Source organism: Parasphingopyxis sp. (assembly GCF_052168295.1).
Taxonomy (GTDB): domain Bacteria; phylum Pseudomonadota; class Alphaproteobacteria; order Sphingomonadales; family Sphingomonadaceae; genus Parasphingopyxis.
Window position 1 is genome coordinate 19451 of sequence record NZ_JBQLZN010000067.1, and the last position, 14292, is coordinate 33742.

Below are 14292 nucleotides of genomic sequence, written 5' to 3' on the forward strand. Positions count from 1 at the left end.
AACGGTTATCGACTCAGAACCGCGCGCGAAACTCGATCCCGTACGTCCGTGGCGGGCCCAGCGGCCCGACAAATTCGGCGCCGTAGACGGTGCCGGTCAGAATCTGGTTCGAGAAATAGACTTCGTCGGTCAGATTGTTGCCGAACAGGGCGAAGCTGTAGCGTTCGTCAGCGGTAGTGAAAGCGATCCGAGCGTTAAGCAGACCGTATGAGCCTTCCGAAGCGGCATCGATATTGAATACCGTGAAGAAGATTTTGTCCTGCCAGCCATAGTCGGCGCGCAGGGTAAGATCGCCTGCGGTCCCGATCGGAATGTCGGCTTGCGCACCGATATTGAACTTCCATTCCGGCGCGCGCGGCAGCCGTAGCCCGGAAAGATCGCGGAGCACGGATCCGGGCGGCTGGCTCAGCGGCGCCGGACGCAGCGGCTCGGTCAACTCGCCGTCCGTGAACTCCGCATCGACATAGGTGAGGCTGCCGTCGATCCGGAAATAGTCGCTGAGAGTGGCAATCGCCTCGACTTCGAAACCCGTGACGCGCGCCTCGCCGACATTGCGGATGATCGGCTGATTACCGATCGAATCCTGCGCCTGAAGATTCGTATAGTCGTAGCGAAAGCCAGCCATGTTGAAGAGCAGCCGGTCGTCCAACAGCTGCGACTTCAGGCCGATCTCATAGGCCCAGATCGTCTCCGGTTCGAAAGGTGTGCGCTGGCTGGAACCGATATTGTAGCCGCCGCTTTTGAAACCGCGCTGCACGGTCGCATAGAGCAGCACTTCGGGCGTCACCTGCCAGTCCAGCCCGATCTTCGGCGTGAAGGCGTCGAAGGTTTCCGGGCCGTCGACGGGCGCGACGACGAAGCCGAACGGATCGGGCATGACGTTGTTCCGGTCGCCACTGATGGCGTTCGGGAATAGCTGGGCGTTCGGTGCGAAACGCGTCTGTTGTCCACCCGGAGTAGCCGCCAGAAATACGAGATCGAAATTCTGAAAGCCGTCGCGCCGTTCCCAGCTGTAGCGGCCGCCGAGCTGCAATGTCAGCGTGTCGGTAATCTCGTAGGATGTATCGAGGTAGACAGCAAACGCCTCGGTCTCCTGACTGCCGTTCAGATGCAGTTCGCAGCACAGGTTGGTATCGGGAATGACGATCGGGAAGACCGGGATGACGCCGGCGTCCTGCAGGTCCTGCAGGCCCTGCCGCAGGATCGGCTCCCAGAAATCGCCGAAGATGTCATTGGTAATGTCATTTTCTTCTTCGAAGTAATAGCCGCCGAAAATCCATTGGAACGGCCGGTTTTCGGGGGACGTCAGCTGAAATTCGACGCTCCATTGCTGATGATCCTCGGCGCGCCGATAGATATTGACGAACTGGTCGGAGAGATCGAACTCGTTCTGGAAATCGGGATTGGTGTCGCGGTAGCTGCCGATCAGCGACAGCGTGTGATCGCCTAGCGCCCATTCGAGATCGCCGGTAATGCCCCAGATTTCGGTATCGTTGAAATATTCGGCATCGGCAAAGATGTCGCGCGACCGCGCCTCGGTGACCCGCCCCTGATTCTTGAGCGCGAAATAGGCGAGCGTCTGGCTGCCCTCGCGGCTCGCGAGCCAGTTCGGCACTTCGTCTTGATAACCCAGGCTGGCAAAATGGAAGACGTTCGCGGTGTCGTCGGCGCGATAATAATCGCCGCGCAAAGTCAGCACGGCATCGGGTCCGAGATCGGCCTGCAGCGTCAACCGCATGGCGATATCGTCACGCGCTTCCACGCGTCGCATCGGATTGGGCTCGCTCGCCGGCAGATTGCCGCGCGGCAGATTGACGGTCGTATAACCATCGCGATTTTCGTAGTTGACCGCCGCCCGCGCGCGAAAACCATCCGTCAGCGGCCCGCTCACCGCGCCGAAAAACCCCGTGCGGTCGTAATTACCGAGGATGAACCGTGCCTCGGCCTCGAACTCTTCAGTCGGATCGCGCGTAATGATGTTCACCGCGCCGGCGGTCGCGTTGCGGCCGTAGAGCGTGCCCTGCGGTCCGCGCAGAACCTCGAGCCGTTCGACGTCGAAGAAAGCCGGGCCGATAGCCGCGGCGCGCGAGAGATAGACGCCGTTGAGATATGTCGCGGTCGAGCTGTCGCTGCCCGCAATGATCACCGGCGTGCCGACGCCGCGAATGAAGATCGAGGTATCGCCCTGATAAGTGGATATCTGGACACCGGGCGTAAGAGCCGCGATCTGATCGACGGACTGAACGGACCGCACTTCGAGAGCGTCGTCCGTAAAAGCGGAGACGGAGAGCGGCGTACTCTGCAAATCCTCTTCACGCCGGCTGGCCGTCACGACGATAGGCGCTCCGGAAAACGGCTCGGCTCCGGCAGAGCCATCCTCGACCTGTGCGTTGGCCTGACCCGCAACACCCACGGCCAAAGCAACCCACGACGCACAAGCATAACGATAGCGCACCATCGCAGAACCTCCTCCCCATGTTTATTATGTCTTTGCGACACTATTATTTGTGGACATATTTCATGTCAAGACATGATGAGGACCTTGTGTTGGAGTAGGAAAATCTTGTCTGCCTTATGAGGACGGAAGCTGATACTTATCCGTGTCCAAGACCGATCTTGTCAGTTGTGCCCTCAAATGCGGCCGGACTGCGGATCGCTAGCGCGGCACTCGAACCCGTATCGTAACTCGCTGATATGATAGGATGATTTTCATTACATGCCTAAAATGTCATGGATTATCCCACGAAAGAATTCTGCTCTGCCTCGAACGGAGTTGCGGCAGTCGGAAGCCCCTCACCGTCTCGATTCAATCGCAGGCTTCCCACTTATCCCATATCGAATGGGGTGGCGCGGTCCGGATCATTCGCTCCATCCACCCGCCGATCGACCTGTTCGAGGATATCGCCGATCCGGCCGACGGGCCGCTGCTGATATCGGCCGAGCAGAAGACCAATCCGCGCCTCGTCGAGAATATCGGCGCTCTCGATCTGGTCCCCGGGGACCGGAGGGTCGGCGGTGCCGGCGCGTCCTACCTGATGGCCCCGTTCATCCATATCAGCCTCGACCGGCCGACGCGGTTCAGCGACGGCAGTTTCGGTGTGCTTTATGCCGGCCGGCAGCCCGAAACGGCGCTGCTTGAGACCATCCATCATTACGGCCGCTTCATGGCGCGCACGAACGAAGCCCCGGGATGGACGTCGCAGTATCGCGAGATCCTGCTCGATATTGATGCGCGACTGCACGATCTGCGGACGGGCGGAGAAGAATACGAAGAAGCGCTTGCGCCGGAAGACTATGCCCCTAGCCAGCCGCTTGGCGCTGCTCTGCGCTCATCGGGTTCGGACGGGATCGTCTATCCCAGCGTTCGGCATGGGGACGGCGAATGCGCAGGGCTCTTCTATCCCGATCGTGCTGCCAATCCCCGAAAGGGCAGGCATCTCGATTATCATTGGGATGGCGAGCGGGTGGATCTGTACCGCGATGCGGGAAGCGGAGCGGTGTTCCGGATCACATAGACGCATTGAGAACCCGACGGAACTGCAAGATCAGTAAGATCGCTAGCGGGCTTACCCAGTCAGGCTTTGCCGATCAGAAAGCTGCTGCCTGCTTCTCCGACCATTCACCGTCAAGAACCTGGCTAATAGTCTTCTGACGAAGGTGCGATTACGTGCGCAAATGACATTTGCGTCGTAAGGCAGATCGCGCTTTCACGTCATTGGTATTATTTACTATTTTTGGCGGAGAGGGCGGGATTCAAAATAGACAAATAAGGCACTGAAATAGCCTGATTATTCCGATCGACACTCATCAAACGCCATGTTCGATACCTTACGGAAATTTCTCTCCAGAAAAGATACCGCGGTGCCACAGACCCCCGAGATCAAGGCCGGCCGGGGCGGGAGTGTTTGGTGCAACTGGCCGGCCTCCGATACATCGGCTTGGAGCTATGGTCTCTGAACGCGCCGCTGGTCCAGCGGCGTCGCAAACCGTGCGACATGCTGGATCTCACCGCCGGCGCGGTGAATGCTGTTCCGATCAAGAAACCGCAGATACTGGCACGGCTCAGCATACATCGCTCGCCCAAGGGACCGCTGACCCGCGCCGCCAAGACTTTTCTCGACGTGCTGAAGGATGCGCGACAGACACTTCAAGGCTGAACCCAAGATGGAGAGCGCCGAGCGCCATCCCCCCAAATACCTCGCAGCACCGGAACGCCGACTTAGCGAGTGGATCAGGAAAATTCATTCTCGGATCGGGCGCTCTACCGGGTTCGGAGTCTTCCGATAATGTGAAGCGCGACCGCGAGGTCGAGTTGCTGATTGAATCGTGCAGGTACGGCGAGGTTGTCCGATTTTGACGATGGAAGGATATCGTCGATCGATCGCAGCCGGTATGCAACAGTATTGCGGTGCACGCCGAGACATTCGCTGGTGCGCGATTGGCTGCAGCCTGTCGCGAGATAGACGCGCAGCGTCTCGCGCAGAATGTCCAGCCTCGGGTCTGGAGCAGCAAGGGGTCCGAGGGTCCGGAGCACGAAGCGATCACGTTCCTCCGGCGCGTTCGACAACAAAATAATCAGTTCGGTATCTTCGAAAGTCTCGACGCGGCTTCTGCCTGATCCGGGAACGGCACGGGCGAACGCGGCGGCTTTCGTGGCGTCGCTATGAGCTTGAACGAAGCCGTCCAGGCCTGCGCGTTCGCCCGACGCGGAGGCGAGAACGCCGGGAGGCAGCACGACTTGGTCCAATGCCTGCATTTGCAGCGGGCCGTGCGAGCTCAGCCAGGCGATAACGCGCCTCCGGGTAACCGGCATACGTAGCGTGTATCGTGCGGCCGAAGCGCGCGCCAGCATCTCGAGTGCCTCGTCGAACCCGCCTGTGTCGCCCGTTTCGTCCGCGCCCCACAGGATAACTGCGACATGGCGAGCGTTCAGGGGATGTTGGAGGGTGTGGGCTGCGGCGATTTCATCGATGAGCTCTCCCGCCAGAAGCTGGCGGATCAGATGATGGCGGCGGGTATCAGGGTCATTGTGGAAACGGTCGCTTTCGCGCCTATGGGAGGCGCGTATCTGTTCCGTGCCCGCGTCGACATAACTCGATACGAAATGGCTCAGCGCTTTGGTCGCCGAGGGCAGGATTTGGGCATCGGCATGCGCCGCAAGCTTGTTCTGCCACCATTCAATCGTAACGGTCTGGGCGGTCCGCCACGCTTCAAGCAACGAGATCAGCGGAATGCCGTGATGAATGGTGCTGTCGAGCAGGTCAGCCGTCTCGACCGGCAGGCTCATGGTTGCAGCGTTCGACTGTTTGGCGAGTAGCTGCGTGAAGCGGGCGACATTGGCGCGGACAGCCGCGCTCATGTCCGCTGCGACGTCATCATTGCCGAAGAATTCCGGCGTCGAGGCCCGGATCCGGTCAAGAATGGCGTGCACGAGTTCGTCTTGTTCGCCGCGATTCGCTGCGGCGAGCACGCGCAGAGCGTGAGCGGTCGCCATGTTCATCGATGACATGGCCAAAATATATATTTTTGTGCAGAAAGCACAATCTTAAAGGTGATTTTTATAGATACTGCAAGAGACCGGGTGCAGTGCTTGGCGGTACAGAATGGGCATGGACAAGGATCGATTTGCCCCATTCAAGACTGGTCTCGCCGAGCTGGAGACGTTCGACGACGGTCCACCGCACGAACTTTACGAGCGGATGCGCGATGAGGCGCCGATCATCTGGACCGCGGCGCCGAGCGACTGGCCGGAGGTCGATCAGCCCGGTTTCTGGAGCACCACGCGGGCCAAACACGTCGCGCAGGTCAGTCGGGATCCGAAGACCTATTCGTCATGGCTTGGCGGGTTCGCCATGCGAAGCGAAGAGGTCGGATCTCTGGAAGTTGCCCGCACGGCGATGATCGGCAAGGACGGAGAAGACCACCGGCGGATGCGCGGTACGGTCAGCCTGGCCTTTACGCTGAACCGGGTCCAGAGCCTCGAACCGTCGATCAGCCGCACCGTCTCTCGCGTTTTCGATGCCGCTTTCGAGCGAGGCGAAGTCGATCTCGCGACGGACATGGCCGGGGTGGTGGCGAACACGACAATGGCCGATCTGCTGGGCATCCCCGAAGAGGATCGCGCACGGCTCAACCAATGGACTGACGCGTTCCTATCCGCCGACGACGCCATCGCCGGCGGAATGCGCGGCGACGAAGCCATGGCCGCGATATCCGAATATTTCCAAGAGCTTCTCGTCGAGCGTGACGCGCATCCTAGCGACGATCTCGTCACGGCCCTAAGTGCGGCGACCTATGAGGGCGAACCGATGCCCCGGGATGAGCAGGTCGGCGTGTTCGCGCAACTGATTGCGGCGGGCATCGATTCGACGAAGAACACGATCTGCAACGGCGTTGTTACGCTGCTGGAACATCCCGACCAGCTTGACCTGTTGCGCGACGAACCGACGCTCGTGCCGTCCGCAGTCGAGGAAATCCTGCGCTGGCGGCCACCGTTCAGCCATCAGCGTCGCACGACGAGTTGCGCCACGGAACTGGGCGGTCAGAAACTGGGGCCCGGCGAATCCGTCGTCATGTGGCTGCAATCCTCGAGCCGCGATCCTCAGGCCATTGAGCGCCCAGATGTCTTCGACGTGACTCGCGGTCCCAAAAATTGTCCGCATCATGCATTCGGCGGCGGCGGACGGCACTTCTGCTTGGGCGCGAGCCTTGCCCGGCTCGAACTCGTGACATTCTTTCACGCATTCGTCACGCGTGTCGCCAATGCGGAACTGACGGGCACCCCCAGGCGCATCCGCTCCCGTTTTGTGGACGGCTATACGCATGTCCCAATCGCCCTCAAGCCGCATGGCAGGAAAGCGCGGGGATGAGTGCGTCTACGGGCCAGACTGACTGCAGTCAGGTTTCGAACCCTGACGATCAGGCGATGGCGTTGCTCAGCGAAACCATAGAGCGGCAGCGATCTGCATTTCGCGCCGATCCATACCCTGACATCGCCGCGCGCACGCGCAATCTTCAGGCGCTCGCGGCGATGCTGGTCGGCAATAGGCGGCGCATCTGCCGCGCCGTGCGGGACGATTTTGGAACTCATCCCGACGCGTTCACCGATCTGATCGAGATCCTCGGCCCTGCCGGGCGGGCCGGCTATGCCATCGAATGTCTCGAAGCCTGGATGCGCGACGATGAAAGACCGGCGGAGGGCGGCCTGTTCGGCGATGCGCGCGCTTTCGTTCGCTACGAACCCAAGGGCGTGGTCGGCAATATGGCGCCCTGGAATTTCCCGTTCGAAATCGCGTGCGGCCCCGTCGTGGAGATGCTCGCGGCCGGCAACCGCGTGATCATCAAGCCGTCCGATCTCGCGCCTGCGTGCAGCGAATTGCTTGCCAAACTGGTCGCCGACACCTTCGACCCCGATCATGTCGCCGTCAGCGTCGGCGGGATCGATCTGGCCAAGGCTTTCGCCGCGCAGCCATGGGACCATCTAGTGTATACCGGCAATCCGCGTGTCGCGCGGCAGGTCGCCGCGGCAGCCGCCGCCAACCTCGTCCCGCTCACGCTCGAACTTGGCGGAAAATGCCCGGCCATACTGACCGAAAGCGGCGTGACCGCGGATGCGGCCGAGACCATCGTCGGCACGAAACTGGTGAAGAATGGCCAGATGTGCATCGCGGTGGATTATGTGTTGATGCCGCGCCATGCCGTTGGGGACTTCGTGGACCTCGTCCGCGAGACGCCCCCTTTCGCCGGATCCGGCCATGCCGCCACCGATGATTGCACAGGCATGATAACGGACCGGCATGTAGATCGCATCTCGGCGATGCTGGCCGAAGCGCGCCAGCACGGCACCGAACTCATCGAGCTGGAACCGCATCCGGACGCTCCCGAAGCAGAGCGTCGGCTAGGCCTCACCCTTGCGATCGATCCGCCTCGTGGTTTGCAGATGTGCCGCGAGGAAATCTTCGGCCCTATTCTTCCGATCATTACCTACGACTCTCTCGACGATGCCCTGCAGGCCATCGATCGCAATCACCGGCCGCTTGCCATTTACATCTTCGGCACCGACGACTCCGAGAACGACCATATCCTGCGCACGGTCCGCTCAGGCGGCGCATGCGTGAACGGCTGCGCGCTGCAAGGCGCCATCCCGTCCCTTCCTTTCGGCGGCACCGGCAATAGCGGCTACGGCCGGCACCACGGCATCGAGGGCTTTCGCGAATTCAGCAACCTGCGCGGCATCGTCGTCCGCGGTTCCAGCGACAGCACCGACATCCTCTTCCCGCCCTATGGCGAGAAAATCCGATCCTTCCTGAAATCGGCCGTCGACGAATGAACGGCCACGAAGGTTCGGCGGGATAAAAGGAGAGACAGATGATCAAGATCAAGGCTCGGGGTGCGGCCCTGATGGCGTCCGCATCAATGATTCCGACCGCGATATCCGCGCAGACGCCGGAGCCGGCAGCCGGCGAGTCCGAAACGACCGTTCAGGAGATCGTCGTAACCGCGCAGCGCAGAGCGCAGAACCTGCAGGATGTGCCGGCGGCCGTCTCCGCAATCACCGGCGACGATCTGCAACAGCGCGGGATAACCGAAACGAGCGACCTTATGGGCGCGCTTCCCAATTTGCAGGTGACCAGCGCCTTCGGAACCACGCAACCCAACTTCTCGCTCCGCGGTATCTCGGTGGCCAACGAATTCTCCGCGGCCACGGCTTCGCCGGTCGGTGTCTATGTCGACGAGGTGTATCAAAGCTTTCGCGCTAGTCACGGCCAGCAATTGTTCGATCTCGAGCGGGTCGAAGTGCTTCGCGGCCCGCAAGGTACGCTTTACGGCCGCAATACGACCGGCGGCGCGATCAATTTCATTACCCGACGGCCCGATCTCGGCGCTCCGAACGGTTATGTCACACTTGGCTATGCGAACTACGACACCCTGACCGCTCAGGGTGCGGCCGAAGTCACCCTTGTTGAAGACCAATTCGGCGTTCGCGTCGCCGGCACTTACGCTAATGGCGATGGCTATACGTTCAATCCGACGCAGAACCGCGATTTCGGAACGACCAACAGCATTGCCGGCAGGTTTGCGGCGCGAATGCGCAGTGGCATTGCCGATATCAACTTGCGGATTTACGGCGCCCGCAACGACCCGTGGCAGGATCTCGCCTATGGTATCGGCTATCTGGAAGGACGGACCGACGCGGTCGGATATTCGCGGTTCGCGCCGCGCCCTGAACTAGGCGGCCGGATACTTGAACGAGACGAAATCCAGTCCGATACCGGCGGCAAATATTTTACCTCGTCATGGGGCGGTTCGCTCAACATCGAGCTGGATATTGCCGATGCGCTGACCCTTATTTCCGTCACAGGTTACGGCGAAGGCCGCTATCGGGTTGCCCCATTCGACTGTGATGGTTCACCCAACAATATCTGCGCGATCCGCTATCGCGCGAACAGTACCAATTTCAATCAGGATCTGCGTCTCAACTATGATGGCGATCGGACCAGGGCCATCGTCGGCGCCTATTTCGGGATCGACCGCATCGATACGGTGAACGAGCCGGACCTGTTCGGATTCTTGCGTCCAGTGTTGCTTGGCGCGGGTCTACCCGGCGAGTACGACAATATCCCGATCGCGGTCGGGAACTCGCTGCGCACCATCCCCGCTTTCCTTGCCGATCCCACGCTGACGCCCGGGACGCCCGGTTTCTGCGCGCCGGTGGTGGTCAATCCGAGTGGTTTCTTCGACGCGCGTACGCTTATCGCCTTCAATGCGGACGTCGCCGCCACCAATTCGGCGGCCGGCAATACCTTCCAGGCGGCATGTCTGGCCGAAGGGGCACCGCCGTTCGGCCCTATTCTCGCGCGTCAGGCTTTCACGATTGAGCGGCCGTCCACCGCTATCTACGGGGAAGTGAACCACGAAATCGCTGACGGCTTCTCTGTCACGCTCGGCATGCGCTACACCTGGGACACCGTCCGCTACGAGAATGCATCATCGATACTGTTCGACCTGTCGGGAACGCAACCGGTCGCCAATCTCGTACCCTACAGCTTTCCCTTCGACCCGAACCTTGCACCCCTCGATCAAAGCCGAAGCACGGGGCGCTTTTCCGGCCGGGTGGTGCTCGATTACGAGGTCGCGCCAGACGTCTTGCTTTATGGCAGCTATTCGCGTGGCTTCCGGGCCGGTACGTTCAACGCGCTGGCCTATCAGGATGTGAGCCAGGTCTATTTTCTCGAGCCGGAAAAAATCGATGCCTTCGAAGTCGGCGTCAGGAGCCGGTTCCTGGACAGGCGCGTCCAGCTCAACCTCAGCGGCTTCTACTATGACTATAGCAACCAGCAGATCGCGCAGATCGTCGGCGCCACCTCCTTCCTGCGCTCCGCCGACGGCCGGGTATACGGACTGGAAGGAGAATTGGCGGCTCGGGTGGCACCCGGTTTCCGCATCGATGCCGCGCTCGGGCTGCTTGACACTCGATATGTCGGCAACGAGATCGATGCGACCGATCCCGCTTCGCTCACCCGCGACATAAACGGCAACCCGTTTCCCAACGCGCCGGACATAACCTTCTCCGCCGGTTTCGATTGGGACATTATCGACACCGCCCGGTCGCGGCTGACGCTGCGCGGCGACGCGCAATATATGGGCCGCTACTATTTCGACCCCTTCAAAGATTATGGCCAGGACCCGTGCGATCAGCCGGCTGCGGAAAGCCTCGTGCTGCTCGCGACCCCTGAACTCGCCTGCGGCAACCCGCCCTACTGGCTTTTCAACGCTCGGCTCACCTATACTTATGACGAGCGCTTCTCGGTCGCTCTGTGGGGGCGGAATCTCACCAATAAATTCTATTATACGTATGGCATCAATCTGAACCCATTCTATCAGGATTATCTCACCCGTGGCGCACCACGCACCTACGGGATTGAGGCAACGGTGCGCTTTTAGAATAGCCAATACTCGGAGTGCTGTTAGCTCCAATCATCTAGCACCTGATATCACACTCAGATTTGGCAGGCTGGCGGCCGCTGACGCAGCATTCGAACTCGCGATTTAACTGTCTGAAATGATTAACCTAGGTCCAGCACATCTTGTGAAATGCCATGAAATATGCCGTGGAAAAATTTTCGTTTTCTTTGAAAGGGCTTGCGGTTGTCGAAAGCCCTTTGAGCTGTGCAGCGTGTGTCCGGCGCACAAACACGCTGTTCGGGCGGATCTCACAGCGCCAAATGGCAGAAGTTAGCGAAGGCTACATTTATCCCGAACACTCGCATTGTATGGTGCTATCGCCATTGTCTCCGCTTGCCACCTTATCGCTTCCATCCAGCCTATTCTTTTTTGTCAGGCCAAGAAAGCCGGTTCTTCGGAAGTCGGCCGCTCGGATCATAGACTAGGACCTGATGAGGGAGTTCCGGGCCCCATTGCCACAGAACGAGATTTTGATTGTCCCTTGTGGCGCCGGGGGCAAAGCTCGGCACGAGAATGCCGGCGAAACCCTCCTTGCGCAGCCGATCAGCGATCATCCAGGAGGGCGCATCGCCGGCCTCATAGCGGTAGTTGAGCCAACCACATTTGAGGTCGCTGAGCTCCACTTTTTGTTTTTTGCGGTTCGCTGACGTGCGAAGATCTGCGATATCGTCGCAATCGACGTCATACTCACACAGCGTGATCGGCTGCAGGCGATTTCCCAGACCTTGCGTGCATTCTTTGATGGCCGTTATCGCGTCGAGCGCAAGATAGAGCGTCGGTTCTCCGATCCGGTTGAACCGACCGCCCGTAAGCGACGCGCCCTCGCCCGATAAAGGCGAGAAGGACCACGCGGGATCATGCCCACGATAGCATCGCTCAGTGAATCTCAAGCAAAGCCGCCGAGCGCCAAATGGTCGAGATAGTCACGCACTGCATTCGCTTTGCCCGACTTGACCAACGCCTCCGGCGTACGACCATTGAGCGCCGGGATCGGCTGCGAGCGATACCAAGCCATCGCCTGAGCTTCGCCGCCCGCCCAATCGTGCACCCGATTGATGATTTCGAGCATTTCCGTGACACGCCTTTGTGCCTTGGGAGAAGTTTTCCGGTCGGCCTTGGTCAGCGTTGCCACTCCGAGGCCTGTCGTATTGGCCAGCTGTGTTTTGGTCATGTGAAATGTCTCGGCAACCTCATCGACATCAACAATGCCGCCTTTTGCCATAAAACGCGTCACGAAAGAGCCCGTATTACGGCCCGAAGCCGGGCCAAGCTTGCCGCTTGTGGTCGCAACACGCCCATCTCGGCCGCGTCGCGCAATCCGCTTGTCCGATTTCTTGCCTTGCGCCCCTGCCTGCCGCATGTCCATCACTCCGTCCCGTATTCGGACGTTAAATAAGACATTTCGCATCGAAATTCAATCCCTGCGCTTCCTTCTTCATCAGCTTATCAGTGTTCGGCTCTTCACCATCGAACCGCTCAGAGCCAGCCGTCGCCTAACTGGGCGTTCCAATAACTCGTTGAAATTACTAGTTATTTTGGCAAAGAGGGTGGAGTTTGAATTAGTCTTCTAAATGCATGTTTTTTGGCGATTTTAAGCTAGTTCTTTCTGAAAGGACCATGGAAAATACCACAAGAAAAATTTGTTCGAAGATCGTTTCCTCAATCCACATGCACTTTGAGTACGACCCGCGCAGATGGAGTTTGTAACAAGTATCCGGCGGACCAAGCCTGCCAGCAGATAGTCCGACATCGCCCAATCGGAACTCTTGACATAATCGACGATGTGCCATTGGCGTCTGCTCGTTGGCCGATCGCGGGGCGGCTTGACCACGAAACCCCACGCCCGCGGTGCGATGCCAGAGGACTCCCGCTCAGCGTCGTCAAGATCAACCGCCGCGACCCTATCCCGCATGATCGCGAGAAATATCGCTGGCGCAATTTCGTCGAGCGATTGTTCAACGAGCTGAAGAACTGGCGACGGGTAGCCTCCCGATACGACAGAACGAGAAAGTACCACCTTGGCTTCGTCGCGCTCGCTTCAATCAAACTCCGGACGAACTTTGTCCACGAAGCCTAGCCAGTCGCAAAAACCGAAGATTCAGGCTATGATTGTAGCATATCTGTATCAGAGGCACCTAGACTAACCGTGATTGATGACCAAACCAGTTTTGTTTCACTCTTTAGCGCCCTCAACAAGGCCGCGCTCAACGACGATGGCTGGGATTTCGCCCTGGGCCTTGTTGCGGAGCAATTCGGAGCGCAGGCGGCCGAATGGGAGCAGATCAGCCTGGTGCCCGGCGGAGCAGCGCGAACCCATGGTTATGCCGGATTCGAGGACAAAATGCTCGATGAATATATAGCCCATTATTACCGGCTTAACCCCAGGCTTGAAAAGGCGAGGGCGGCGCCGGTTGGCGTCGCTCAGATAGACGACGATTTCATCACTGCGACAGATCGCCGACGTTCATCCTATTTCGACTGGCTCCAGCATTCTACCGATCATGTTTATTGCATGTTCGTGAAGACGAGACACGATCGTGAGACGCTCACCGCTCTCGGCCTTCATCGCGAGGAGGTAGGCCGGACATTTACTTCGGCGGAACGGGCTGCGCTTGAGGAGCTCGTCCCCTATCTGCAGATGGTCGAGGCGACTTCGGACGAGATCCGCCGGTTGCAGGGCAAGCACGCGGTCACCAGCGCTTTTTTCGAAGAGCTCCATTCGGGTGTCGCCTATCTCGATCGACATGGCCGGATCAGCGCGACGAATGCGGCTTTCACCATCGGACTCGACACCGGTGACTTCCTGTCGATCACCGCGTCGGGACAGTTGCTCGCGCGCGCCCGGCAGGGACAGGCGGGGCTCGATCGCGCGATAGCCGGAGCCGTCACAGGCGAGATCCAGGCGGTGCCGCTGCGTAGCGCGGCCGGCGACATTCGCATCTTGCGGATCGTCCCGCTATCGATCGATCATCCGCTGCGCAGCAGCTCGGCCGACATTGCTATCCTGTTTCTCCAGGATCTCCAGACCAGTCACCGCTCGAAGACCGTGCTGCATTCCTCTTTCGGCCTGACCCGGCGCGAGGCGGACATCGCGCTGCTCATTGCAACCAACCATTCGGTGCGCGAGATCGCCGATAAGCTGCAGCTCGCCGTCCCAACTGTGCGTGTCCATCTGCGTTCAATCTTCGCAAAAACCGAGACGCGTAGACAGTCCGAGGTCGCCACGCTCATTCTCAAGCTCATCGGCGAGATCTGACGCAGGCCGCGGTGGCAACCGGCGGCCTGAGCTAGTCCATTTGAGGTATGGATTCGGGTTTTTTGCTGGTC

The 14292-nt window shown here is 59.6% G+C and carries 10 protein-coding genes; 6 read left to right on the plus strand and 4 right to left on the minus strand.

All coding sequences use genetic code 11. The features are described 5' to 3' along the window. Positions 1 to 13: 13 nt before the first annotated feature. The gene (locus ACTS1Z_RS11040; RefSeq protein ID WP_442624517.1) at positions 14 to 2458 is read right to left on the minus strand and encodes a TonB-dependent receptor; all 2445 of its coding nucleotides are present in this window, start codon (positions 2456 to 2458) and stop codon (positions 14 to 16) included. A 244-nt stretch (positions 2459 to 2702) separates the two neighbouring features. On the opposite strand from ACTS1Z_RS11040, the gene ACTS1Z_RS11045 reads away from it, so the two are divergent. Then, positions 2703 to 3515, plus strand: a complete 813-nt coding sequence (locus ACTS1Z_RS11045) for an RES family NAD+ phosphorylase (protein ID WP_442624518.1) — start codon at positions 2703 to 2705, stop codon at positions 3513 to 3515. A 393-nt stretch (positions 3516 to 3908) separates the two neighbouring features. Further along, positions 3909 to 4157, plus strand: coding sequence for a hypothetical protein (locus ACTS1Z_RS11050; protein ID WP_442624519.1), 249 nt, complete (start codon positions 3909 to 3911; stop codon positions 4155 to 4157). Positions 4158 to 4261: 104 nt separating this feature from the next. On the opposite strand, the gene ACTS1Z_RS11055 is transcribed toward ACTS1Z_RS11050, so the two are convergent. Beyond that, positions 4262 to 5500, minus strand: coding sequence for a PucR family transcriptional regulator (locus ACTS1Z_RS11055; RefSeq protein ID WP_442624520.1), 1239 nt, complete (start codon positions 5498 to 5500; stop codon positions 4262 to 4264). Between the two features lie 109 nt (positions 5501 to 5609). Between ACTS1Z_RS11055 and ACTS1Z_RS11060 the strand changes: the two genes are divergently transcribed. The 3 genes from ACTS1Z_RS11060 to ACTS1Z_RS11070 are packed head-to-tail and all read left to right on the plus strand — an operon-like array spanning position 5610 to position 10944. Next, positions 5610 to 6869 carry a cytochrome P450 gene (locus ACTS1Z_RS11060; RefSeq protein ID WP_442624521.1) on the plus strand — a complete coding sequence of 420 codons (1260 nt, stop codon included), beginning with the start codon at positions 5610 to 5612 and terminating at the stop codon, positions 6867 to 6869. Between the two features lie 56 nt (positions 6870 to 6925). After that, complete coding sequence (locus ACTS1Z_RS11065; RefSeq protein WP_442624522.1) at positions 6926 to 8329, plus strand: aldehyde dehydrogenase family protein; 1404 nt, start codon at positions 6926 to 6928, stop codon at positions 8327 to 8329. Between the two features lie 38 nt (positions 8330 to 8367). Beyond that, positions 8368 to 10944: a TonB-dependent receptor gene (locus ACTS1Z_RS11070; protein ID WP_442624523.1), complete on the plus strand. Its 2577-nt coding sequence runs from the start codon at positions 8368 to 8370 to the stop codon at positions 10942 to 10944. Positions 10945 to 11324: 380 nt separating this feature from the next. Here the strand turns inward: ACTS1Z_RS11070 and ACTS1Z_RS11075 are convergent, their stop codons facing one another. Together ACTS1Z_RS11075 and ACTS1Z_RS11080 are read right to left on the minus strand one after the other, a co-directional pair. Then, the gene (locus ACTS1Z_RS11075; protein ID WP_442624524.1) at positions 11325 to 11855 is read right to left on the minus strand and encodes an RES family NAD+ phosphorylase; all 531 of its coding nucleotides are present in this window, start codon (positions 11853 to 11855) and stop codon (positions 11325 to 11327) included. Beyond that, complete coding sequence (locus ACTS1Z_RS11080) at positions 11852 to 12331, minus strand: antitoxin Xre/MbcA/ParS toxin-binding domain-containing protein (protein ID WP_442624525.1); 480 nt, start codon at positions 12329 to 12331, stop codon at positions 11852 to 11854. The genes ACTS1Z_RS11075 and ACTS1Z_RS11080 overlap by 4 nt, the downstream gene beginning before the upstream one ends. Before the next feature lie 780 nt (positions 12332 to 13111). Here ACTS1Z_RS11080 and ACTS1Z_RS11085 point away from each other — a divergent pair. Then, complete coding sequence (locus ACTS1Z_RS11085) at positions 13112 to 14221, plus strand: helix-turn-helix transcriptional regulator (RefSeq protein WP_442624526.1); 1110 nt, start codon at positions 13112 to 13114, stop codon at positions 14219 to 14221. Positions 14222 to 14292: the final 71 nt, after the last annotated feature.

Excerpts from the sequence above, each read along its gene's own strand:
- ACTS1Z_RS11040 (WP_442624517.1), bottom strand. The coding sequence starts at position 2,458 with ATGGTGCGCTATCGTTATGCTTGTGCGTCGTGGGTTGCTTTGGCCGTG.
- ACTS1Z_RS11045 (WP_442624518.1), top strand. The coding sequence starts at position 2,703 with ATGATTTTCATTACATGCCTAAAATGTCATGGATTATCCCACGAAAGA.
- ACTS1Z_RS11055 (WP_442624520.1), bottom strand. The coding sequence starts at position 5,500 with ATGAACATGGCGACCGCTCACGCTCTGCGCGTGCTCGCCGCAGCGAAT.
- ACTS1Z_RS11060 (WP_442624521.1), top strand. The coding sequence starts at position 5,610 with ATGGACAAGGATCGATTTGCCCCATTCAAGACTGGTCTCGCCGAGCTG.
- ACTS1Z_RS11065 (WP_442624522.1), top strand. The coding sequence starts at position 6,926 with ATGGCGTTGCTCAGCGAAACCATAGAGCGGCAGCGATCTGCATTTCGC.
- ACTS1Z_RS11070 (WP_442624523.1), top strand. The coding sequence starts at position 8,368 with ATGATCAAGATCAAGGCTCGGGGTGCGGCCCTGATGGCGTCCGCATCA.
- ACTS1Z_RS11080 (WP_442624525.1), bottom strand. The coding sequence starts at position 12,331 with ATGGACATGCGGCAGGCAGGGGCGCAAGGCAAGAAATCGGACAAGCGG.